Genomic DNA, 22,274 nt, shown 5'->3' on the forward strand with positions numbered 1-22,274 from the left:
GGTGAACTCGTTTAGTGTGGATATTGCAACCACTGCTCAAGAATTATACAGGCAGCCGTGCTATCAATCTGCGATTGTTTAAGTTTACGATATCCCCCTTCAGCAAACAACTGCGCACGGGCTTCAACCGTTGTCAGACGCTCATCCACCAGATGCACGGGCAAGGAAAACCGCTTCTTTAATTGTTTGGCAAAATGACGCGCCAGCGGGGTGGTGTATTGTTCACTGCCGTCGATGCACGTGGGCAGTCCGACAATTAAGGCTTGAGGTTGCCATTGCTCAACGAGCCTGGCCACCAGATTCCAATCCGGGATGCCCTGTTTGGCGGTTAAGGTAGGCAACGGTCTGGCGCTTAACGTGACGGTCTGCCCTACCGCCACCCCAATGCGTTTGTAACCAAAATCAAAGCCCAGATAAACACCGTCTGGCATGCGAAACACTCCATGAGGGAAAGAGCAGCCGCTTAGGCATGCCCTGCACTAGAAGACAATTGGCTCATTTTAACACCAATTAACAGCCCCGCGTATTCCCAACGTTCAGAAAAGGGGACATCATAAAGCAGCTCGGATTTGTAGGGACAGACTAACCAGACATTATTCATGACTTCCTGTTCCAGCTGATTTTCTCCCCAGCCGGTGTAACCTAAGGTAATTAAGGCATCTTTAGGACCGGTCTCGGCAGCAATGGCGCGAATGATGTCGCTTGAGGTGGTCACGGTCACATCGTCACGCAAGGATAAACTGGATCGCCACCCACCAATTGGACGGTGAATAACAAAACCACGCTCGGGTTGGACAGGACCACCATAAAGCAAGGGTTGCATGCTTCTTTCTTTTCTTGCCGGTTCGATTTGCATTTGCTCAAACACAAGACTTAAGGGGTATTGCATGGGACGGTTAATAATTAAACCCACCGTGCCTTGCACATGATGCTCGCAGACGTAAACGACCGTGCGTTGAAAATTAGGATCCGTCAGAGAGGGCATCGCAACCAGAATGTGATTGGCCAGTGAGGTGTCTATTGCCATGGCCGCCCTCCAATGGTGTGGTCTTAACTTAAGTATATACTAAATAAATGAACGTATTGAATTTCGATTGGACAACAACAGCGAGCCATTTCTGGCATGACCGATTTACCATGCCGAGCGTGCAAAGCATGCGCGCATCCCGTTTATTAATTCCTGTGCCTTGGTGTCGTTATAGGGAGTAGACCAGGCAGCCGCAGCCGTTTGCCATACACTGTGCGGCCACATGGGGTCGTCCTGAAAACGGGCAATGACATGAATGTGTAATTGTTGAACAATATTGCCCAAAGCACCCACATTGATTTTATCCGCCTTGAAATAAGCGCTCATCAAGTTTGATGCACGATGGATTTCGCGCATCAGTTGCTGACTGGCTTCACCGCTCAGTTGGTGCAGTTCGCTTAAGTCAGGCAGACGAGGTACGAGAAGTAACCAGGGAAAATTCGCTTCGTTTTTAAGGTACACTCGCGATAAGGGCGCGTCAAAAAGAAAATGTGAGGATTGTTCCAGGCGTGGGTCAACAATAAAGGTCATGGCATTCGACTAAAGGTAAAAGGCCAGTGTAGCAAAATTGCGGCCGCGGGTAAGCCATGCTGTTTCATAGCCTTTAAGTGAGTGTATGATAAGGCAATCAATCATTGGAATGAATCAGCCATGGATCCTATTACACAAGGCGCCCTGGGCGCGGCCTGCGCTCAAACTTTTTTTGGCAGGTACAGCAGGCATATTCCCTGGCAAGTGGGTGCTTTAGCCGGCATGACCGCCGATCTGGACATTTTTCTCGGTTCTCGAAGCGACCCCATGCGCATTGAACACTGGCATCGTCATTTTACCCATTCACTGACTTTCATTCCCGCAGGCGCCCTGCTCAGTGTTTTTCTGCTGATGTTGTTTCCTTATTACCGCAAGCAATGGGGCCTGGTTATCGCCGTATCTCTCACGGCTTATGCGACACATGGATTATTGGACGCCTGTACCAGTTATGGTACCGTCCTTTTGTGGCCATGGAGCTTCAGTCGCATCAGTTGGGATATCGTTTCGATTATTGACCCCTGGTTTACCGTCCCTCTGATTTTGGGCACAGCCTGGTCCATCATTCATCAACAGCCTCAGGCTGTCCGTCTAGGCCTCGCTTTGGCCGGTCTGTTTTTGGTTTTTAACAGTGTGCAACACCAACGGGCTATCCGTTTTGTAGAAGAGTACGCGACAATTCATCATCGGCGATTAACCCATCTGCGCGCCATGCCGGAACTGGCAAGTTCCACCCGTTGGCGAATTATCGCCAGGGAACCGCCTTGCCTGTTTATTGCAACCGCCATCGTACCACTTTGGGGCAGTAATGCATTAATACCCGCGTCTCCATCGGTATTATTTTCAACCAGGAAATTGCCTTTTCCGCTCTCAGCCGGGCAACAGCGCGATCTGGCTATTTTTTCCTGGTTTACTGATAACTATTTAATCATGGCCAACGACAAACCCGTGGCGATTGCCGATGGACGGTATACCCACGGGTTTGAAACGATCGTCTCCTTATGGGGCATTGCCTTGCAGCCAGGAAGGCCTCATGTCAGGCGGATAACGGGCGTGCCGGTTAGGAATTATTGCAAACGGAGTTTAAAGACCCAGAGCAAACATCAGGAACCCTTATGTTTCCGTTGTTTGGCAATGTCAACAAAAAAATGATTTTTTTTTAAAAAACTATTGTTCCCAGTGCTCCTTTTGCGTTATGGTGGATTATATCTCTTATATGAGGGATATACGCCATGCTTTTTATGGTAATTACAATTGTCATTTAAGGACGAATGCAATTGCTCAGCTGGAAAGATAATCCAGTCGACGATTGATAAGCTTTAGCAAAAGGAGGAGTCATGGCTACAGGCGAAGTCAAATGGTTTAACAATGCCAAAGGGTGGGGTTTTATTATGCCCGAGGGGGGCGGTGAAGATATTTTTGTTCACTTCTCAGCCATTCACGGTACCGGCTATAAAACCCTCGTTCCCGGGCAACAAGTCAGTTACGATGTGGAAAAAGGCGATCGCGGCTTACATGCTTCCAATGTAGTGGCCTTGTCTGAAACAACTTCAGCTTAAGCCATTCAATGCAGTAACACAGTAGCTTTTTGCTGCTGTGTTACCGAACATCATGTATCATTGCCTTTTTCAATGCTGGATTTGAACATGATGAAGCAAGGTCTCCTGTTAATTAATCTCGGCACACCCGATGCACCGGATACCCGTTCTGTGCGCCGTTATTTACGGGAATTTTTAGCCGATCGGCGTGTGATCGATTTGCCGGCACTTATCCGGTATCCCCTTCTCTATGGGCTTATTCTTCCTTTCAGACCGCGGCAATCGGCTCAGGCTTATCAGGCCATTTGGAAAGAAGGCGGTTCTCCCTTGCTTATCCATAGTCGAAATTTAGCCGCTAAATTACAATCCGTTTTAGGTGATCAATGTCAGGTCGCACTGGGCATGCGTTATGGTAATCCGTCCATTGAGGAGGCCCTTCAGCAACTCAGGCATTGCACCCATATCACTGTGTTGCCCTTATATCCCCAATATTCGTCAGCGGCCACCGGTTCGTCCATTGAAAACGTATTGACCTTATTGGCCAAAAAGCCGGTTCAACCCTCGTTAACGATTATTCGTGATTTTTATAATCATCCCCGCTTTCTTGCAGCACAGGCACAACGGATTAAGCCTTATCTGGATGAACATGATTACTTACTCTTAAGTTTCCATGGGGTCCCGGAGCGACACCTCAAAGCCAGTGGTTGCGAGGCCATCTGTAGTAACAATTGCCCCCTACCCGCTGCCGCAAATCAAGCCTGCTACCGGGCTCAATGCTTCGCTACCGGCCAACTGCTCGCGTCACGCCTGGGTTTGCCGGCCGGTTACTACCAGATTGCTTTTCAATCCAGACTAGGTAAAACACCCTGGATTAAGCCTTATACCGACGAAGTGCTCACGGAGCTGGCCTCGCAGGGCATCAAGCGCCTTGCGGTCGCCTGCCCGTCCTTTGTTGCCGATTGCCTGGAAACGTTGGAAGAAATCGGCTTGCGCGCCCAATTGCAATGGATGAAGCTGGGAGGCGAAAAACTAACCGTTATCCCCTGTTTAAATGATACTCCGCAATGGGTGGAAAGCTTGGTCGATATTTGCCAGTTACGACAGGAAGAACCGCTTACGGTGTAAGCGGCTCGACGATGAGCAGGGTACCGTCTTCGATGCCAACCACTTTCACACGGGTTCCGGCAGGTAATTCTGGTCCCGTTACAAACCAGTGCGCATCGTTGATACGGATTTTGCCGCGTCCATTCTCAATCGCCTCGACCAGGGTCACGGTTCGCCCCAGCATGGATTCAAAAGGGCGATTAATCAAAGTGGGCGGTTTTAAGCTCGTGCGGTGTTTAAGAAAACGCCACCAGGCGTAAGCAAAAAAAATACTCAGTACAGAAAACCAAACCAGCTGCCATTGCCAGGTGATCAACATCAACCACGTCATAAAACCCGTTATCGCCGCTGCCATACCTAAGGCGATAAGGAAACCGGCAGCCCCCAATGTTTCAGCAATAATCAGCAACAGGGCTAATGCCAACCAATGCCAATATAATAACCATGCCATGGCGTACCCTTATAATTGAACTTTGTTTGCATTCCTGGGATTAATGCTTTTTAACATTTCGGCCATGCCGCCCAAGGCGCCAATCACACCGGTTGCTTCCACCGGCAGTAATACCATTTTACTGTTTTGAGCATTACCGATGGTTTTTAACGCATCAACGTATTTCTCGGCAATAAAATAATTAATGGCATTAATATCCCCTTCGGCAATGGCCACAGAAACCATTTGGGTGGCATTGGCATCCGCCTGGGCTGTTCTTTCTCTAGCTTCCGCCGCGAGAAAAGCGGCCTGCTTATCCGCTTCAGCTCTTAAAATCTGACCTTGCTTGTCGCCTTCTGCCCGTAATATTTCCGCTTGCCTGTCTCCTTCCGCAGCGAGAATAGCGGCCCGCTTTTCCCTTTCTGCTTTCATCTGGTTAGCCATGGCATCAATCAAATTTTGCGGCGGGCGGATATCCCTGATTTCAATGCGAGTCACTTTCACACCCCAGGGATTGGTCGCTGCATCGACCACGTGCATCAGACGATTATTAATTTCATCGCGCTGACTTAACATGCCATCCAATTCAAGCGAACCAAGTACAGTACGGATATTGGTCATGGTCAGGTTACGAATGGCATGCTCAAGATTATCGACCTGATAAGCCGCTTTGGCAGGATCAACGACCTGAAAGAAGCACACAGCATCAATGGTCACCATGGCGTTATCGGAAGAAATCACTTCCTGAGGGGGGATATCTAATACCCGCTCTCTCATATTGACTTTGTAAGTTACCCGATCAATAAAGGGGATAATCAGTCCCAAACCTGGCATCAAGGTTTGCGTGTAGCGTCCAAAACGCTCCACAGTCCATTCTTCGGACTGTGGAACCACTTTAACACCCGCCAACACAAAGGCAATGGCAAAAATGGCTAATAAACCTAATGTAATTAATGATCCCACAGTATTTCTCCCCTTTATTTCAATCCGATATGCTGGATTGTGGAGTATTCTTTACTTAAGCTTATAGCTTACAGCCAAGAAGATTGCAAAATCCATTTTTTTTATGCTATAGAAGTAGTTAATGAAACTTTTGACGGAAAACCATGCCTAACAAACAATTTGCTGAACGTCTTAATCGGGAGCTTGATGCGATAGGTGTACCGTTACGCAGTGATGAGCGTATCGAGGTGTTTTCCAAGCTAATTAAAATTCCCAAATTTAAAGCCGAAGCCATGCTTAATGGCATCACTGTGCCCGATGAAGCCCTGTTAAAAATATTGGCTGAAGAGTTGGAAGTTAATCCCGACTGGTTAATTGGCAAAAGTGAGCAGAAGCAAAAGAAAACAAAAGCCAGCTAATCAAACGTTGCAATTGGCTGCAAACTACACAAAGCCGGTTGCCTCATTAAAAATATTTTAACCACCAATAATCATGAGCGGCTTTGTATTGCTTATACCAACGACAAAGAGGATAAGTCATAGCCAATAGTACAATCCACAGAAGGTACACGCGTAACAGGCTGAAGTGGTATAAGGGTGAGATGGTACTTTCCCCGGGCGACCACCACCCTCCAGTAGGATGCATAAATACATTCGCTAACAAGTTGGAGGCAGAAATAATAATAAACAGGTGAATCAAATAAAAAAAGATAGCGACTTTACCAAAGGTTAGTACAAACTGACTGGTAGCCCCCCGCCAATATTCCCATAAAGGCCATAATAATGTCACAGTACCCAGCGTAATCAAAATAAACAACAAAGACGGCGGGTATTTGGTGACTTTAATAAACGACAAGAGCGTATAAATTTCTCCCCTGGGCTGAGTTTGCCAATGAATCATGTCCCCATAGCCATTCAAAAAGCGAAGCACCACGAAAGCCAATAAAAAAGAAGCACCCAGTAGCATAAAATTTTTGTTCCTTTGAGCCAGCGGGGCTTGCATCCAGGGACCTAAACCATAGCCCAACACCATCACAGCAAACCAGGGAATCAAAGGATAGGAAATAAAAAGGGTGAATCCATGCCCTGTCATTACCACAGGGTTATGGGCCACATGCCAAAGGAGGGATGACCAGGCAGAATTACCCACTGTCACTGGATCGAGAAAATTATGTGTAGCAATAACGATCATTGAAAAAGACAACAATACCCTGCGGGGTAACCACAGTAAACCCGCAAGAATTATCATCGATACACCAATGACCCAGATGACCTGCAGAATCAGGATAGGAGGTCCTAAGGGTTTACCAGCAAACGATAAGAAAACTTCGAGAAGTATAAAAAAAACTCCTCTTTTTAATAAGAACACCGTCGTTTGTTGCGGAGACGTTTTACTGCAGTACAGATAAGCACTTAAGCCACTTAAGAAAATAAAGGTAGGGGCGCAAACGGAAGTAATCCAACGAGTCATGAACACAGCAGGGGTAGTATGGAGCAGATCATCCGGTCGATAGGACGTCACACCAAAAAAAATCGCGAACATGATCCAATGCCATCAGGATAATCAGAACACCACGCAATAAATCAATGGATTGAATTCTGGAAAGGTAATTGTCATTATTTCGTTGCATCAAAACCCCGCAAATGCATGATGATGGATTTACATTCATCACCTTGGTCCCATATTTTACCAATTAGTTGGCTAATAATCCATCATTTAATGATAATGCGCAGTCAGCTCTGTTATTTATTGCATCAGCCAGACCCTTTTTAACAGGCCCATCGTTTCGTTTTATCTGAGTCTAGCCTGGGGCAGGAGTGGCAGTGAATTGCAGGTGTATCCGGCTCGATAAATTTCTCCTGATTTTTATCAACACGGCTTTTAACCATGAAAACGATGGTTAGCGCTTATTGGTTTGGCATTTTTCTCGATGTATTGAATAATTTTGCCCGCAATATTAACGTGGGTCGCTTTCTCTATCCCCTCCAATCCGGGTGATGAATTAATTTCAAGGACCAGAGGACCGTGATTTGAGCGGATCAAATCGACGCCCGCCACTTTTAAACCCATGGTTTTAGCGGCCGCCACGGCAATGGCTCGCTCCTGAGGCGATAGCTTGACTTTAAGAGCCTTACCGCCCTGATGCACATTAGCGCGAAATTCCCCTTCCTTGGCTTGGCGCTTGATGGCCGCCACCACTTTATCGCCAATAACAAAACAGCGAATATCCGTGCCGCGCGATTCTTCAATGAATTCCTGCACCAGGATATTGGCAGACATCTCTTTAAAGGCATTGATGATGCTGACTGCCGATTGATGGCTGTCAGCGAGAATAACGCCTTTGCCCTGCGTGCCTTCCAATAATTTGATAACCAGGGGTGCACCACCAACCATGCGAATTAAATCCTCGGTGTCATCCGGTGATTGCGCAAAACTGGTCAGCGGCATCGGGATGCCTTTACGTGCCAACAATTGCAGGGAACGGAATTTATCACGTGATCGCGAAATCGCAATTGATTCATTGACGGTATACATGCCCATCGTTTCCATATGGCGTAACACCGCTGTCCCGTAATACGTGATGGACGCACCAATGCGGGGAATCACCGCATCATAACGCGGCAAGGGTTCGCCGCCCCGGTAATGGACTTTTGGACAGGACGCAGCCACATTCATGTAGCAATAAAGTGGGTTAATAATACTTACCTCATGACCCGCCTCCTCACCCGCAGCTTTTAACCGCTGATGAGAATACAACTGGGGGTTAGTGGCCAATATTGCAATTTTCATAACGCGCTGTTCCCGAATCTGATTTTTTTATTCTATAAGCAGAGCCTAGCTCAAAACTTACCTTTATGCTTAGCCTATCCCGGGCACATCCATGGTATTCCTGTATAAATAATTTAACCGACCAATAATTGGTAATCCTTAGCCAGGGTCAGGGCCTGGTGCGGGGTAGTGAAGAAAGCACTCAATTCCCCTTCGGGATTAAACAACATCACCGTACCGCTGTGCTGGACATCGTAATTTTGCGCATCCTGAGTGGTTGGCATAGCAACTTTGGCATAGGCAATACCCATTTCACGTGTCATTTTTTTAATCGCCTTGCTCTCGCCTCGGGCGCCATAAAAATGCGGGTCGAAGGACTTGACGTAGTCAGCCAGTTTTTGTAAGTCGTCGCGATCGGGATCGATTGAAATCATCACGACCCTGGGTAGGGGGTTCACGCCTTTTTCTTCCAGCGTACGATACATTTTTGCCAGTTCAGCCATGGTCGTCGGGCAGAGGTATCCGCAACTTGTAAAGCCAAAGAAAACCAGCGTCCACTGGCCTTTGAGGCTTTGGTTATTAAAGGGTTGATTATCAATGCCCGTTAAGGAAAAGTTATTGACGCTGCGCGGGGTTTCAAGCAGGGTTCCGTGGAATTGCGAAACATTAATTTTCTTGCCTTTATGCAAATGCTGCGAAACAAAAAAACCAGTTACCAGCGCCACAAAAGCCAGCAGTAAAATCACTGTCAGGTTGATTCGAGTTTTCTGAACCGTCATGTTTCCCCCTAGAGATAATGGTCAATCAATAAAAATACAAACAAAAGCATCAAATACACAATCGAAAAACGAAAAGTACGCATGGCAATAACGCCCTGATCCGTTCGATACAAACGCAGCGACCACTGCAGAAACCGAATCCCCAGCGCGAGGGCCGCCGCCAGATAGACAAATCCGCTCATGCCGACTGCAAAAGGAAGAATACTGACAACCAGCAATAAAATGGTGTATAACAAAACATTTAATTTGGTGAACGCAATGCCATGGGTTACTGGCAGCATGGGGATTTCCGCGTGCTGATATTCCTCAAAACGATAAATAGCCAAAGCCCAGAAATGCGGAGGCGTCCAGGTGAAAATAATCAGCACCAGCAATAAGGCTTCCGGATCAAGGTGATTGGTGACTGCAGTCCATCCAAGCAAGGGAGGGGCGGCCCCGGCCAAACCCCCAATAACAATGTTTTGAGGTGTCGCCCGTTTTAAATAACCGGTGTAGATGCCCGCGTAACCAATGAGGGTAATAAAGGTTAACGCAGCTGTTAAGGTATTTACCCAGAGCAACAGCAAAACAAGGCCGCTGACACCTAAAACCGCGGCAAAATAAATAGCTTGGGTGACTGAAACACGGCCACGGGCGACCGGTCTTTTTTTAGTCCGCGCCATGATGGCATCGATGCGCTTGTCCACCAGGTGATTAATCGCCGCTGCGCTGCCGGCACAAAGTCCTATACCCACTAACGACACCAGCAACGTCGAAAGCGGTACCCACCCCGGAGCTGCAAGGTACATCCCTACCACGACTGTCAGCAACATCAGGGCGACCACACGCGGTTTGCACAGCTCAAGATAATCGCGCCAGTCTACCGTTGTCGCCAATTCATGCTTAGCCTGCATTGCGTTGTTTCCCCATCGTCAGATAAAACATCATGAAGACTGTTGCCATCAACAAAGCAGCAACCCCATTGTGTAAAACGGCTACGCCAAGCGGCAGAAGATAAACGACATTCAATATACCCAGGGTAAACTGAATGGCGACCAATACCAGGGCGGCGATAGCCAGTAAACGCAGCGTCGGGTATGAGGCCCTGCTCAATAATACCGCGCTCAGCCCCAGGACGTAGACAGCCGTCACCACCGCCCAGAACCGATGAATGGTTTGAATGGTAACCCGTACCTCGTTATCCAGAACACCACCCTGATAATTCGCCCCAACCGATGAAAACAAATTAAACCCCTGGGTGAAATGCAGGGCAGGCAGCCATTGCCCATTGCATTGAGGAAACCCGATGCAGGCAATACCGGCATAATTGGAGCTGACCCAACCGCCCAACGCAATTTGTACCAGCACGATAATCAATCCCAAACCGATGCCAAGACGCCATTGCGGCAAGGCAGGCCGGTTGGAATTAAATGATTGAAGACACAGGCAGCTTAAGCAGGAAAAAATAATGATCCCACCCAGTAAGTGGGCCATCACCACCACCGGCAAGAGTTTCATCGTGACAGTCCACATGCCCAGTGAGGCCTGAAAAAAAACCAGTACGATCAGGCTGACTGGCAAGCGCCAGGGTATTCCTGCCTTTTTAACACGGGAAGCCAGCGCATGGCCTCCCAAAAAAATAATCAATAAGGCCAGGGTGCCGGCAGCGTAGCGGTGCGCCATTTCCGTCCAGGCCTTGCGCGACTCAATCGGACTATCGGGATAAGATTGTTGCGCGGCGGTTAATGCGGATTCGGCATTGGGTAAAACCAGATGCCCATAACATCCCGGCCAATCGGGACAACCAAGTCCTGCGTCCGTCAAGCGGGTATAAGCCCCAAGCATGACCACAAACAGGGCTAAGGCGACCGCGAGGATAGCGGCATAACGGGTGGTTTTTGTTTGCATGCTAATTACTCTTTGTTTCAACCGTGGTCAGTAACTGTTTTAAATCGTGGAATATATCTTCTGATTTTGCCGTCAGGCTGTACGAAAGAATCAGGTAATTATTCGGGTCAGCAATGAACACCCGGTCTTCACCAGTCAATTTCTCAATCACCTGCCCTTGTGTCTCTCCAAGACGCAGGACATGGATATCCTGCTCATGCAGTGTATTCAGCAAGGGTTGAGGCAAGGCAGGATCGGTATCCCTTATCACCAACCATTGCTCCACTTCGTAAAGCCGCCTCCCCAGAGCAAGCCGGACACGGGCCAGTTTATCGAGCTGCTGGCTGCAGACTGATTCACAGGTGCCTGGATGCCAAAGCAACAGATGCCACTTTTCCCTGTTGTTGATGGCACTTAACGATACGGCTGGCTTAAGCAATTCCCCTTTGTTGGTATGGGCACCTAACCACTGGGGGTGTTTGAAAAACAAGTAGGCTATAGGCGCCGGTGCCGCAAACATCAGGGCGAGTATGATTAAAGCCAGTTTCTGATTTTTAGTTTTTTTCATGGGTTTTCTTACGATTCAGTACGATATAAATTACCAATACCACGGTGGCCATGGCAAACCATTGTGCTGCATAAGCATAATGACGTTGCGGGGACATGGCCACAACCGGCCATTCACGAATATACCCGTTCGCGGCATGTTTACTGAGGCGAATGATAAACGGATAGACTGATTTATGCAAAACTTGGCTGACTAAATTTGTATCAATTTTTTCAATGACATAATATTTGTCATTTTTTTGTTCAATAGCATCCCCCAATACCCACTGCTTAGCCGAGGGATAATAAACACGGCCAGTTACGGTCACCGGTTCTGGCGGCACAGTGACCTCCGGCAACTGATTGCGATTCAGACTGCCTTTAATCCACCCTCTGTCCACTAAAACAAGCTGGTCATTTTCAAGCCGTAGCGGGTTCAAGACATGGTAGCCAAAGGCATGGTCATGATGCTGGTTATCCAACAAAAACACCATGGGAAGAAATGTACCGGCGATGCGGATACGTTGGTATTGGGACGGGTTCGGATTGTCAGGCAGCCAATCGACGACCGGTTTTTTGGCGCTTTGCGCTTCAAGCCGAAGGGTGCTTTCTTTTTCATGAGCCCGCGCAATCTGCCAACAACCAAGCCCGGCAAGCAACGTAATAACTATAAGAGTCAGCAGGGTCATGCGCCATGTGGGAGCAAATCGATAATTACCGGTGAAGAAATGAGTCATAATTAAACGAGAGGTTGCCTTTACGCTTTCTAATCAAAGTTGAGAGTATACCCCTCGATGTTCAAATTGTGATATTTTAATTGAAAGTTTTTTAAGGATTTCCTCATGACTAAAGTTGTTATTATCCTGGCCATGCTCATTATCCTGATTTCTCTGGGCAGCGGCCTGTTCTTCCTGATTCGGGATGAGGGAAAAACTACCCGCACAGTCAAAGCCTTAAGCTGGCGAATTGGCTTGTCGCTTGCGCTTTTCATCTTTCTTATCGTAGCGTTTAGCCTGGGCTGGATACAGCCTCACGCTGTTTAGGCGGGCATCGCATGCCTTTGCATCAAGCCTTCGATGATTTTGCGCGGCAGGGCGCTGTCTGCCTCAGGCAATTGCTCAATACCCGGCAGATTGAAAACCTGCGACAAGGCATTGAACTCAATTTAGCCACGCTCAGCCCGCGCGCTAAAATAGCCAGCCGCGCGGATGATCCCGGCTTTTTTGTCGAAGATTTCTGCACCTGGCAGCAAAATCCGTTTTATCGGCAACTCATTTTTGACTCGCCTTTGGGTGAAGTGGCCGCTCGATTAATGAATAGCCGCCGTGTCAGGCTTTACCATGACCACCTCCTGGTCAAGGAACCTCATACCCGTCAGCCTACCCCCTGGCATCAGGATCAACCCTACTACAATATTGATGGCTATCAGAATGTAAGCTTCTGGATTCCGGTTGATTCCGTCAGCCGTGCTTCGACTTTAGAGTTTGTCGCAGGCTCCCACCGCGGACCCTGGCTGATGCCGAGAGCCTTCATGGATAATCAAGCCAAATGGTTCCCTGAAGGGTCGCTGGCGGAATTGCCCGACATCGACGCAGCGCGTGAGCGCTTCCCCATTATCGGCTGGGACATGGAACCTGGCGATGTCGTCTGTTTCCACATGCTGACCCTGCATGCAGCAGGCGGCGTACAGGACACCCGAAGACGGATTTTTTCTCTTCGCTTTCTTGGCGACGACATGGTTTATGCCCCGCGAAGCTGGCCCACCTCGCCTGATTTTCCAGGCCTCAATGAGGAATTAACCGCCGGTTCCCCCCTTAACCACCCCCTCTTTCCTCTCGTCTGGGAAGACAAAAAAACTATTCCCAACCCCGATAACCATCCGCTATAGTTTAAAGTTCCACTTGCTGATAAGGACAATTATGTACACGCTCTATTCGTTCGCTACGCCCAATGGCTTTAAACCCACCATTTTGCTGGAAGAATTAAACGTTCCTTACGAAATCAAGCTCGTGAATATCCGTGAGGGAGAGCAATTCAAACCCGACTTTTTAACAATTTCCCCCAATAACAAAATTCCCGCCCTGCGTGACAGCGACAATGATTTTCATTTATTTGAAAGCGTCGCCATACTGGAGTACCTGGCGGAAAAACACCAGCAATTTTTACCCCAGACCCTAAAGCCCAAATTTAATGTCCTGCAATGGTGTTATTTTCAGGTAGGCAGCATAGGCCCCATGTTCGGGCAATACGGCCATTTTACCGTCTATGCGCCTGAGCAGGTTCCCTATGCAAAAAAACGCTACAGCGATGAGGTATTGCGCCTCATGGGGGTTATGGATAAGCAACTCATGCAACATGATTTTATCGCCGGCAACGACTATACCATCGCCGACATGGCCATCTGGCCCTGGATTTATTGTTATGAAGTCTTTTATAAAACACCTATGGATGAAAAGCAATTTCCACATCTCGCCAGTTGGTATCATACCCTAAGCGAGCGCCCTGCCATCCAGGCCGCTCTCGCCGCCTATGAGCGGTAACCGTCAACACCAGCCATCACTAAGCGTCTGGCAAAGAGGCGGCTATATTTCGCTTACAGCATATTGTCAGCGAGCTGCCTCAGGTAGCTTTCAGCCTGGGAAAGAATAGCGGCTTTCTTCTCTTGCGACATGTTTTCCCAATTCAGGTAAGCATAATGAAGGCGATTATTTTTTTGTAATTTTTGCTGATGGGTATGGAGAAAATTCCAATAAAGCGAATTAAACGGGCAGGCCCCCTCGCCTACGGTGTCATTGGGATTATAAGAGCAGGATTGGCAAAAATCACTCATTCGCTGAATGTATTTGCCGCTGGCCGCATACGGTTTACTGGCCATTATCCCACCATCGGCAAACAGCGCCATACCGAGGGTATTTGGCAGCTCCACCCACTCATAGGCATCGGCATAAACGGCCAGGTACCAGGCACAGACTTCCTGGGGGTCAAGCCCAGCCAACAAAGCAAAATTCCCCGTAACCATGAGCCGTTGAATATGATGCGAATAAGCCTGTTGATGGGTGTGGGATACGACCTCGCGGATGCAATGCATCCGGGTTGACCCTCCCCAGTAACATAACGGTAAGGGTCTTTTGCTCTCCAGATAATTGAGCCCTGCGTAATTGGGCATGTGCAACCAATAAACGCCACGGACAAATTCTCGCCAGCCCAAGACCTGCCGAATAAATCCTTCCGCGGTATTTAACGCTATTTTTTTATCCTGATAAGCCTTCTCCACCCATTGGCAAAGTTCAAGCGGCAGTAACAGGCCTGCGTTGAGATAGGCTGATAACCTGGCATGATAAAGCGTTGCTTCACCACTCATCATGGCGTCTTGATAAGGGCCAAATGCGTGCAGGTAATGGTCAATGAAATAACGGGCTTCGATTAAAGCCTGAGCCCGGGTGACCGCCATGTTAAAAGGATCTATCGCGCCAAAATGATCGTGAAAACGATGCTTAACCTCACTCAAAACAACCCGGGTTATGTCATCTTTTTCATGAATTATCCGCTTGGGAAGCTTAAGGGGCTGCTTTAAACGCTTGCGGTTGTCGGCATCATAGTTCCATTGCCCCCCTTCCGGTTGATTATCCGCCCCCATTAACAATCCGTACTGTCTTCGCATGTCGCGGTAAAAATACTCCATGCGTAATTGTTTTCTTCCCTGAGCCCAGGATTTAAATGCCTGAATGGAACATAAGAACCGATTATCCCTAAAGACTTTAATCGGCAGGGGCAGTTCCTCTTTCCATGAACAAAATTTTTGCCAAACGCGCCATTCGCCGGGATGGGTTAAAGCGATGTGTGTGACTTTTTCCTCAGCGACAGCCCTTTTTAATTCGTCATCGAAATTTCCCGTGTTCGCCGGGTCATGCAATTGAATATAACGTACCTTATAACCATCTGCTCTGAGTTCTTCAGCAAAATGGCGCATGGCTGAGAATAGAAACGCAATTTTCTGAGGATGATGCCTGACGTAGGTGGCCTCTTCCATCACTTCACAGAGAAAAACAATATCCTCCTGCTTATTCAGGCTTTGCAGAGCATCCAGAGAACGGGTTAATTGATCCCCTAAGACAAAACACAGTGTCGACATGTCTGAAATCCGGATTAGAGTTTCATTTTCGCCCGGACAGCGCTCAATCCGCCGTCAACACCAAGAACCTGCCCTGTAATCCAGCTATTGCCTGGCTCTAAGAAAAAGAGAATGGCGCGGGCAATCTCATCGGGACGCCCTATTCTTCCCAGGGGATGCATGGCTTTTGAAGCATTTAATGCCAGTTCATTACTCAATAAACCGACGGTTAAAGGGGAGGAAACCAGGCCAGGCGCTACCACATTAAAGCGCAGATTAGTGCTGGCATAGGTCGCTGCCGCTGAGCGAGCCAAGCCAATCAGTCCGGATTTTGCGGCCGCGATGGCTTCATGGTTCGCAAGCCCGACGGTCGCCGCCGCCGACGCAATCAGCACGACCGAACCGCCCTGCCTCATGGTCAATCCTGCTGCTCGCACGGTCGCAAAAGCCGTGGTCAGAGACGCATTGATAACCGACTGGTATTGGTCCTGGGTGGTCAAATGAGCCGCCTTAAGCAACAATGAGCCGCTGCAATTCACGACGCCCTGGATATCACCGGCTTGCCTGAATACTGCTTCCACGGCATTAAAATCAGCAGCATCAAGCACTGCATCCGGTTTTATTTTGCTTTCATCACGTGCCGTGGTAAAAACGGTGTCTCCCTGAGCCAGCAAAGCCTGGGTTACCGCCTGGCCAATCGCACTGCTTGCAGCAATCACCAAATAATGAGCCATTTTTTTCCTTAAACCTAAACAGGATTGAGGCTAACGCCAATCTAATGATAATGTGTGAGATTGAACGATAACACAATAACCAGGCTGCCATTTTCATCGTGACAAAAAAATACATCGGAATTATTTTGCACGCGGTGTTATATTACTTGAGCTGGATAGCCTGTGTTTATTTTGCTTATCGAGAAGCCCCATGGGCAGGGCCGATCCTCACGCTATTTTTCCTGTTGCTTCAGGCGCTCTGGGAAAGCGTGAATGGTTTTGGGCTAACCCGGCCGCTTCTCTTTACCCTCGGTTTTGGTTTATTGGGTGCCGTTGTCGACAGCTTATGGCTTTGGACTGGCCTCATCACCTACAAAGCCAATCCTTGGGCCCCCTATGTGGCCGCCCCCTGGATTATAGCCCTTTGGCTGAGTTTTGGCTTTTATCTGATTGTGGTCTATGAAAAGACATTTAACTATTATAAAACCTACAGCTTTCTCGCTGTGACCGGTGTGCCCCTAGCGTATTGGCTTGGCGTAAAAGTGGGCGCGGCATTGCCTCTTAGCCCTTATTTTTATCTGATACTGGGTTGTTTTTGGGCGGTGACATTACCGCTCTTCCTGTGGATTTACAATGCCCTGTTACGCGAGCCTTAGTGATAATTACCCTCGGATTTCCCTCGGAATAGATAATAAGCATACAAGGTATAAGCCAAGAGCACTGGCAGCATAATACAAACCCCAACCAGGATAAAACTTAAGGTCGAATCAGGGGCTGCGGCTTCCCAAAGTGTGACCTGATGAGGGATTAAGTAAGGGTAAACGCTTAAGGCAATGCCTGCGTAAGCACAGAAAAAAATAACGATGCTATAGATGAATGGATTTCTTTCATGACCCGCTGCCAAATTTTTCCAGGCCAGGACTATGGCGACAAGGGTTATTAGTGGCAATGGGCTTAATAAAATGACATTGGGAAAGCTATACCAGCGATTAAAAATTTCAGTATTGTGGAGTGGCGTCCAGATACTGACAAACAACAAAAACAGGCTGACAATAATGAGCAACCCCTTGGCATAATGGTTCATGTTTTTTTGCAATGAGCCACTGCTTTTGATAATCATCCACGTGGCGCCCAACAGCGCGTAGCCGCTGACCAAAGCAATCCCCGTCAATAAACTGAAGGGCGTCAGCCAATCCGCATCATTGATGGTCATTTGTGCCTCATTGATGGGAAAACCCTGCACAAAGCACCCAAGCACCACTCCTTGAAAAAAGGCCGCTGCCAAAGAACTGATCGAGAATAACCAGTTCCATAGTGGTTTTGACCGTTCCGCTTTAAAACGAAACTCAAAACTGACTCCTCGAAAAATGAGGGCGATCAGCATCAACATCAAGGGCATATATAAAATGGGAAGTAACAGTCCGTATACCTGCGGGAAGCCACCATAAAGAATTGCCCCACCAAAAACCAACCAGGTTTCATTGCCATCCCAGACTGGAGCAATGGAATTCATCATCTGATCCCGTTCGCTTTCATTGGCAGTAAAGGGAAATAAAATACCGACTCCCAAATCAAACCCGTCAAGAATCACATACATCATCACAATGAAAGCAAGCAAGAAAGCAAAGATCAATGGAAGCATCAGTTATCCTCCCGTGATAGATCAGTCATGTACTGGAAGGCATGGTGTTCCGTTTTATTCTTTTCGGCCTCCTCGGGGCCACGGCTTATTAATTTCAGGAGATAATACAGATAAAAACCGAAAACAATACCATAGGCCAGGACTAATAAAACAAATGAAATGATGACTTCTTCCAACCCAATAGCCGATACGGCGTCGGCGGTTCGCAATAGCCCATAAACCACCCAAGGTTGACGGCCTAATTCCGCTGTTAACCAACCCGCGACACTGGCCACAAAACCCAGAGGCGCCAAACCTAAACCCAAATAATAAAACCACCTGCTGGTATAAAGTTTATTTCTTACACGCAAATAAAGACCCACAAGGGCCGTAAAAAGCATGAGCAGACCAATGCCCACCATGATGCGGAATGAAAAAAACACCGGTGCAACCCGCGGTTGATCATATATAGGAACTGACTTAAGGCCGGTCATTTGTCCATTCCAATCATGTGTATTGATGAAGCTTGCCAATTTGGGAATAGTCACAGCATACTCATTGCGTTGTTTTTCTTGCGCAGGCAAGGCAAACACCACCAGAGGAGCTCCCTTTTGAGTGTCCCAAAGTCCCTCCATAGCAGCTGTTTTAATGGGCTGGTGTTCGTGTATCCTTAATCCAACCAAATCACCCATAACGATTTGCAGAGGAACGAGAACCAAAGCCGACCACAAGGCAAATGAAAGGCATTTTTTTGCAACCGCAAGGGCTTTATTTTTTAACAGGTAATAACCGGATACGGCCATAATCACAAACGCAGTGGTCACATAAGAAGCCAGCAGCATGTGAATGAAGCGAGGAATAAAGGAGGGATTAAAAACAACAGCCGACCAGCTTTCAACGATGTATTTACCATCCACAACCTGATAACCACTGGGTGTTTGCATCCAGGAGTTAGCCGATAAAATCCAAAAAGCCGAGACAGTCGTGCCCAAGGCAACGAGAATGGACGCGGTAAAATGCAACCAGGGCGGAACCCGTTGCCAACCAAACAGCATAATACCTAAAAATCCGGCCTCAAGAAAAAAGGCGGTCAGCGTCTCATAGGCAAACAACGCACCGAGCACATTGCCAAATTCACTGATGAATGGACCAAAATTAGTCCCTATCTGATAAGCCAGCACGATTCCTGAAACAACACCCATACCAAATGTAAGCGCGAAAATTTTAGTCCATAATTTACAAATTTTCAGGTAATCACTATTTCCTGTCTTAAGCCACAGGCCTTCCATAATAATCAGGAACACCGCCAACCCGAGGTTCAATGTGGGAAACAGAATATGAAACCCGATACTAAATCCAAATTGAATTCGCGACAGAAGTTCTACATCCATGGTTTGTAAGCCCCATGATTGGTTATAAAACTATCATACCATGAAAAAAAGCATTATGGGTGTTTCTTTGTGTTTGGACATGTTGGATTGTCATGAGGCCGGAAATGATTGCAGGACGAGCCCCACAGTCATTTCCGAGCTTTGATGATTAGGATGTCGGTTTGCCGCCAACGAGATGACTCACCTGATCAAACCGATCGAGATTCATCACCTTCACCCAGGCTTTAACAAAATCATGGATGAATTGTTCCTGAGCATTATCACTGCCATAGACTTCAGCTACAGCCCTCAATTCAGAATTGGAACCAAAGATGAGGTCTACCGAGGTGGCTTTCCACTTTAATTTCCCGGTGGCTCGATCGTATCCTTCGTATTCCCCTTCCACATCAGGGGATTTTTTCCATTCAGTCGACATATCCAGCAGGTTGACGAAGAAATCATTGCTCAAGGTACCCGGTTTCGCCGTAAATACCCCGTCATTGCCATTAGCCGCATTAGCACCCAGGACCCGCATGCCGCCCACCAGCACAGTCATCTCGGGAACCGTGAGATTGAGCAGGCTGGCTTTTTCAACCAGCATGTCCGGCGGGGATTTCACGTTAGTCGTTTCAAAGTAGTTTCGAAAGCCATCCGCTGTGGGCCTAAGTACAGCAAAAGACTGGATATCCGTCTGCTCCTGTAATGCATCGTTGCGACCGGGAATAAAGGGTACGGTAATCTCAACGCCGCCTTTTTTCGCTGCCTGCTCAATGGCTACGCCGCCCCCCAAAACAATCAAATCAGCCAGCGAGACTTTTTTGCCATTGGTTTGGCTCTTATTAAAGTCATCCCTTATTTTTTCAAGCGCAGTCAATACCCTGGCTAATTCCTGAGGATTATTCACAGGCCAATTTTTTTGCGGCTCCAGGCGAATGCGTGCCCCATTAGCGCCGCCCCGCATATCAGTCTTGCGGAATGTCGAGGCAGATGCCCATGCTGTTCTGATTAATTCAGGTCCGGCTAATTGAGAATCAATAATCGCTGTTTTGAGTGTTTCGATATCGTTTGCATCAACCAAAGGGTAATCAACCGGCGGAATGGGATCCTGCCAGATCATCACTTCTTTGGGCACCATGGATCCTAAATAGCGGGTACGCGGCCCCATGTCGCGATGGGTTAATTTAAACCAGGCCTTGGCAAAGGCCATTTCGAACGCCTTGGGGTTATCCCTGAAGTGTTTGGCAATTTTGCTGTAAGCAGGATCGAATTTAAGCGCCAAATCCGTTGTGAACATCATCGGCGGATGTCTCTTAGCTGCATCAGAAGCATCCGGCACGAGAGAGGAGGCACTTTTATCCTCAGGCATCCATTGGATAGCGCCTGCCGGACTTTTGGTTTGTACCCAATTGAATCGAAACAGGTTATCCAGGTAATTATGGGTAAAATGGGTAGGTGAAACCGTCCAGGCGCCTTCAAGACCGCTGGTTATGGTGTCTTTTCCTTTTCCGCTGCCATAACTGTTTTTCCAACCAAAACCTTGTTCTTCAATGCCGGCATTTTCAGGCGAAGGGCCTAAATATTTTCCGGAAGCCGCGCCATGTGCCTTGCCAAAACTGTGTCCGCCGGCAATCAACGCCACGGTTTCTTCGTCATTCATGGCCATGCGGGCAAAGGTTTCACGAATGTCTTTCGCAGCAGCGAGTGGGTCGGGATTCCCCTGTGGACCCTCAGGATTGACATAGATGAGTCCCATTTGCGTCGCGGCGAACGGTTTATCCAATCCCTTGTCTTTAGTCTGCCGATGACTGGCCAGCCATTCACTTTCAGAACCCCAATTCACCAATTCCGGCTCCCAGGCATCCACGCGTCCTCCGGCAAAGCCCAAGGTTTTAAACCCCATGGACTCCAACGCCACATTACCCGCCAGAATCATTAAATCAGACCATGAAATGTTATTGCCATATTTTTGCTTAATCGGCCAAAGCAAACGTCGCGCCTTATCGAGGTTGACGTTATCCGGCCAACTGTTCAGTGGGGCAAAACGCTGCATGCCACCATCCCCACCCCCACGGCCGTCAAAAATGCGGTAAGTTCCTGCGCTATGCCAGGCCATGCGAATAAACAGGGGGCCGTAATGGCCAAAGTCGGCAGGCCACCAATCCTGGGATTGCGTCATCAACGCAGTGAGGTCCTTCTTGACGGCATTGAGGTCCAGTGTATTGAATGCTTTGGCATAATCAAAATCAGGTCCTAATGGATTTTCCAAGGCATCATGCTGGCGAAGCGGACTTAAGTCCAGTGCTTTTGGAAACCAGTACTGGTTTGTTTTTGGCGCACTGGCATCAACGCTTGCATGAAGTGGAAATAACGGCGCCATGGTGAAAACCAACAGCGATGAAAAAACAGCTTTCCGGCTTATCATAGTCATCCCTAATCAAATTGATTAGGGTATTTTGCCAGTGTGAAGCACACCGCGCAATAGAGAAATTTTTTCGTCAATACCGAATAACCCTTAGCCTTTATTGCTTCGCATAGGTTTTGGCGCGGACGCAGTACCCGTGTTCGATACTCGTTTTATTCAGGTAAGTCCAGGTAGAAGCCATGGAGCCATCCTGTTTAACTTCAGCCGCCACGACACCGGTTTCCGCCGCTTTTTTAGGGTTGATGAATACCAGCGTCAGCTGTCTTTTTTCCGGGAAATAAATGCCCGTACCCAGATAAGACGAGCCATCGTCGCACAGGGACTTGATGCGGTAAGTTTCTCCTGTTTTTTCAATGGACATATTGCACTTGAAATCGGCGTGGGTATCGATTTCCTTGCCGCCGCATTCATAACGGCCTTCGAGCTTAACCGGCTCAGTTTCTGCATAGGCGCCATGAACGGCTGTGGCAAAAAGCATCGCAACAAGTGGTTTCAGCATGTTTTTTCT

General features: G+C 48.0%; 26 protein-coding genes. 8 read left to right on the forward strand and 18 right to left on the reverse strand.

The features are described from left to right. Nucleotides 1–11: 11 nt before the first annotated feature. The 3 genes from ruvX to Lery_RS02525 all read right to left on the reverse strand — a co-directional run bounded on the left by ruvX (nt 12) and on the right by Lery_RS02525 (nt 1,558). Nucleotides 12–431 carry a Holliday junction resolvase RuvX gene (ruvX, locus tag Lery_RS02515; protein ID WP_058525669.1) on the reverse strand — a complete coding sequence of 140 codons (420 nt, stop codon included), beginning with the start codon at nt 429–431 and terminating at the stop codon, nt 12–14. Between the two features lie 32 nt (nt 432–463). Beyond that, nucleotides 464–1,027, reverse strand: a complete 564-nt coding sequence (locus tag Lery_RS02520; protein WP_058525670.1) for a YqgE/AlgH family protein — start codon at nt 1,025–1,027, stop codon at nt 464–466. A 105-nt stretch (nt 1,028–1,132) separates the two neighbouring features. Then, nucleotides 1,133–1,558, reverse strand: a complete 426-nt coding sequence (locus Lery_RS02525; protein WP_058525671.1) for an HIT domain-containing protein — start codon at nt 1,556–1,558, stop codon at nt 1,133–1,135. 120 nt (nt 1,559–1,678) lie between these two features. Between Lery_RS02525 and Lery_RS02530 the strand changes: the two genes are divergently transcribed. From Lery_RS02530 to hemH, 3 genes are all read left to right on the forward strand, one after another. Further along, on the forward strand, nt 1,679–2,707 hold the full coding sequence (locus Lery_RS02530; RefSeq protein WP_058525672.1) for a metal-dependent hydrolase: 1,029 nt from the start codon (nt 1,679–1,681) through the stop codon (nt 2,705–2,707). 185 nt (nt 2,708–2,892) lie between these two features. Next, nucleotides 2,893–3,114: a cold-shock protein gene (locus Lery_RS02535; RefSeq protein WP_058525673.1), complete on the forward strand. Its 222-nt coding sequence runs from the start codon at nt 2,893–2,895 to the stop codon at nt 3,112–3,114. Between the two features lie 90 nt (nt 3,115–3,204). Beyond that, nucleotides 3,205–4,218 carry a ferrochelatase gene (gene hemH / locus Lery_RS02540; RefSeq protein WP_058525728.1) on the forward strand — a complete coding sequence of 338 codons (1,014 nt, stop codon included), beginning with the start codon at nt 3,205–3,207 and terminating at the stop codon, nt 4,216–4,218. On the opposite strand, the gene Lery_RS02545 is transcribed toward hemH, so the two are convergent. Both Lery_RS02545 and Lery_RS02550 read right to left on the reverse strand, forming a co-directional pair. After that, nucleotides 4,208–4,648 (reverse strand): NfeD family protein, encoded by a 441-nt coding sequence (locus Lery_RS02545; RefSeq protein ID WP_058525674.1) that lies wholly within the window; start codon nt 4,646–4,648, stop codon nt 4,208–4,210. The two genes, hemH and Lery_RS02545, sit on opposite strands and share 11 nt — an antisense overlap. 9 nt (nt 4,649–4,657) lie before the next feature. Beyond that, complete coding sequence (locus Lery_RS02550) at nt 4,658–5,590, reverse strand: SPFH domain-containing protein (RefSeq protein WP_058525675.1); 933 nt, start codon at nt 5,588–5,590, stop codon at nt 4,658–4,660. A gap of 143 nt (nt 5,591–5,733) precedes the next feature. Here Lery_RS02550 and Lery_RS02555 point away from each other — a divergent pair, with 143 nt between their 5' ends. Continuing rightward, entirely contained in the window at nt 5,734–5,988 is a 255-nt protein-coding gene (locus Lery_RS02555; protein ID WP_058525676.1) for a hypothetical protein, read from the forward strand. 46 nt (nt 5,989–6,034) lie between these two features. Here Lery_RS02555 and Lery_RS02560 read toward each other — a convergent pair whose 3' ends face one another. The 7 genes from Lery_RS02560 to Lery_RS02590 form a co-directional block, all read right to left on the reverse strand. Next, nucleotides 6,035–7,111 carry an acetyltransferase domain-containing protein gene (locus tag Lery_RS02560; RefSeq protein WP_058525677.1) on the reverse strand — a complete coding sequence of 359 codons (1,077 nt, stop codon included), beginning with the start codon at nt 7,109–7,111 and terminating at the stop codon, nt 6,035–6,037. 339 nt (nt 7,112–7,450) lie between these two features. Next, entirely contained in the window at nt 7,451–8,359 is a 909-nt protein-coding gene (gene rimK / locus Lery_RS02565; RefSeq protein ID WP_058525678.1) for a 30S ribosomal protein S6--L-glutamate ligase, read from the reverse strand. 113 nt (nt 8,360–8,472) lie between these two features. After that, nucleotides 8,473–9,117: an SCO family protein gene (locus Lery_RS02570; protein ID WP_058525679.1), complete on the reverse strand. Its 645-nt coding sequence runs from the start codon at nt 9,115–9,117 to the stop codon at nt 8,473–8,475. An 8-nt stretch (nt 9,118–9,125) separates the two neighbouring features. Next, a complete protein-coding gene (cyoE, locus tag Lery_RS02575) occupies nt 9,126–10,010 on the reverse strand; it encodes a heme o synthase (protein WP_058525680.1) in 885 nt (294 codons plus the stop codon). Further along, nucleotides 10,000–11,004, reverse strand: coding sequence for a COX15/CtaA family protein (locus Lery_RS02580; RefSeq protein ID WP_058525681.1), 1,005 nt, complete (start codon nt 11,002–11,004; stop codon nt 10,000–10,002). Before Lery_RS02580 ends, cyoE begins: the two co-directional genes overlap by 11 nt. 1 nt (nt 11,005) lies before the next feature. After that, a complete protein-coding gene (locus tag Lery_RS02585) occupies nt 11,006–11,551 on the reverse strand; it encodes a hypothetical protein (protein ID WP_058525682.1) in 546 nt (181 codons plus the stop codon). Continuing rightward, the gene (locus Lery_RS02590) at nt 11,538–12,266 is read right to left on the reverse strand and encodes an SURF1 family protein (RefSeq protein WP_065230225.1); all 729 of its coding nucleotides are present in this window, start codon (nt 12,264–12,266) and stop codon (nt 11,538–11,540) included. Before Lery_RS02590 ends, Lery_RS02585 begins: the two co-directional genes overlap by 14 nt. Nucleotides 12,267–12,371: 105 nt before the next feature. Here Lery_RS02590 and Lery_RS02595 point away from each other — a divergent pair, with 105 nt between their 5' ends. Genes Lery_RS02595 through Lery_RS02605 form a run of 3 tightly spaced genes read left to right on the forward strand, consistent with a single transcriptional unit; the run spans nt 12,372 to nt 14,069 of the window. After that, nucleotides 12,372–12,572 carry a twin transmembrane helix small protein gene (locus Lery_RS02595; protein ID WP_058525683.1) on the forward strand — a complete coding sequence of 67 codons (201 nt, stop codon included), beginning with the start codon at nt 12,372–12,374 and terminating at the stop codon, nt 12,570–12,572. A gap of 11 nt (nt 12,573–12,583) precedes the next feature. Beyond that, nucleotides 12,584–13,417 carry a phytanoyl-CoA dioxygenase family protein gene (locus Lery_RS02600; protein ID WP_058525684.1) on the forward strand — a complete coding sequence of 278 codons (834 nt, stop codon included), beginning with the start codon at nt 12,584–12,586 and terminating at the stop codon, nt 13,415–13,417. Nucleotides 13,418–13,448: 31 nt separating this feature from the next. Further along, nucleotides 13,449–14,069, forward strand: coding sequence for a glutathione S-transferase family protein (locus Lery_RS02605; RefSeq protein ID WP_058525685.1), 621 nt, complete (start codon nt 13,449–13,451; stop codon nt 14,067–14,069). 53 nt (nt 14,070–14,122) lie between these two features. Here the strand turns inward: Lery_RS02605 and Lery_RS02610 are convergent, their stop codons facing one another. Next, nucleotides 14,123–15,661: a cryptochrome/photolyase family protein gene (locus Lery_RS02610; protein ID WP_058525686.1), complete on the reverse strand. Its 1,539-nt coding sequence runs from the start codon at nt 15,659–15,661 to the stop codon at nt 14,123–14,125. A 14-nt stretch (nt 15,662–15,675) separates the two neighbouring features. Further along, entirely contained in the window at nt 15,676–16,374 is a 699-nt protein-coding gene (locus Lery_RS02615) for an SDR family NAD(P)-dependent oxidoreductase (protein ID WP_058525687.1), read from the reverse strand. Between the two features lie 98 nt (nt 16,375–16,472). Here Lery_RS02615 and Lery_RS02620 point away from each other — a divergent pair, with 98 nt between their 5' ends. Beyond that, nucleotides 16,473–17,009, forward strand: a complete 537-nt coding sequence (locus Lery_RS02620; protein ID WP_058525688.1) for a DUF2878 domain-containing protein — start codon at nt 16,473–16,475, stop codon at nt 17,007–17,009. Here Lery_RS02620 and cydB read toward each other — a convergent pair. The 4 genes from cydB to Lery_RS02640 form a co-directional block, all read right to left on the reverse strand. Then, nucleotides 17,006–17,995 carry a cytochrome d ubiquinol oxidase subunit II gene (cydB, locus tag Lery_RS02625; RefSeq protein ID WP_058525689.1) on the reverse strand — a complete coding sequence of 330 codons (990 nt, stop codon included), beginning with the start codon at nt 17,993–17,995 and terminating at the stop codon, nt 17,006–17,008. The genes Lery_RS02620 and cydB overlap by 4 nt on opposite strands. Further along, entirely contained in the window at nt 17,995–19,365 is a 1,371-nt protein-coding gene (locus Lery_RS02630; protein WP_058525690.1) for a cytochrome ubiquinol oxidase subunit I, read from the reverse strand. Before Lery_RS02630 ends, cydB begins: the two co-directional genes overlap by 1 nt. A gap of 148 nt (nt 19,366–19,513) precedes the next feature. Beyond that, nucleotides 19,514–21,721 (reverse strand): catalase/peroxidase HPI, encoded by a 2,208-nt coding sequence (katG, locus tag Lery_RS02635; protein ID WP_202814024.1) that lies wholly within the window; start codon nt 21,719–21,721, stop codon nt 19,514–19,516. A 142-nt stretch (nt 21,722–21,863) separates the two neighbouring features. Continuing rightward, a complete protein-coding gene (locus Lery_RS02640; RefSeq protein WP_058525692.1) occupies nt 21,864–22,265 on the reverse strand; it encodes a hypothetical protein in 402 nt (133 codons plus the stop codon). Nucleotides 22,266–22,274 lie beyond the last annotated feature (9 nt).

This window comes from Legionella erythra (genome assembly GCF_001467615.1).
GTDB lineage: Bacteria > Pseudomonadota > Gammaproteobacteria > Legionellales > Legionellaceae > Legionella_C > Legionella_C erythra.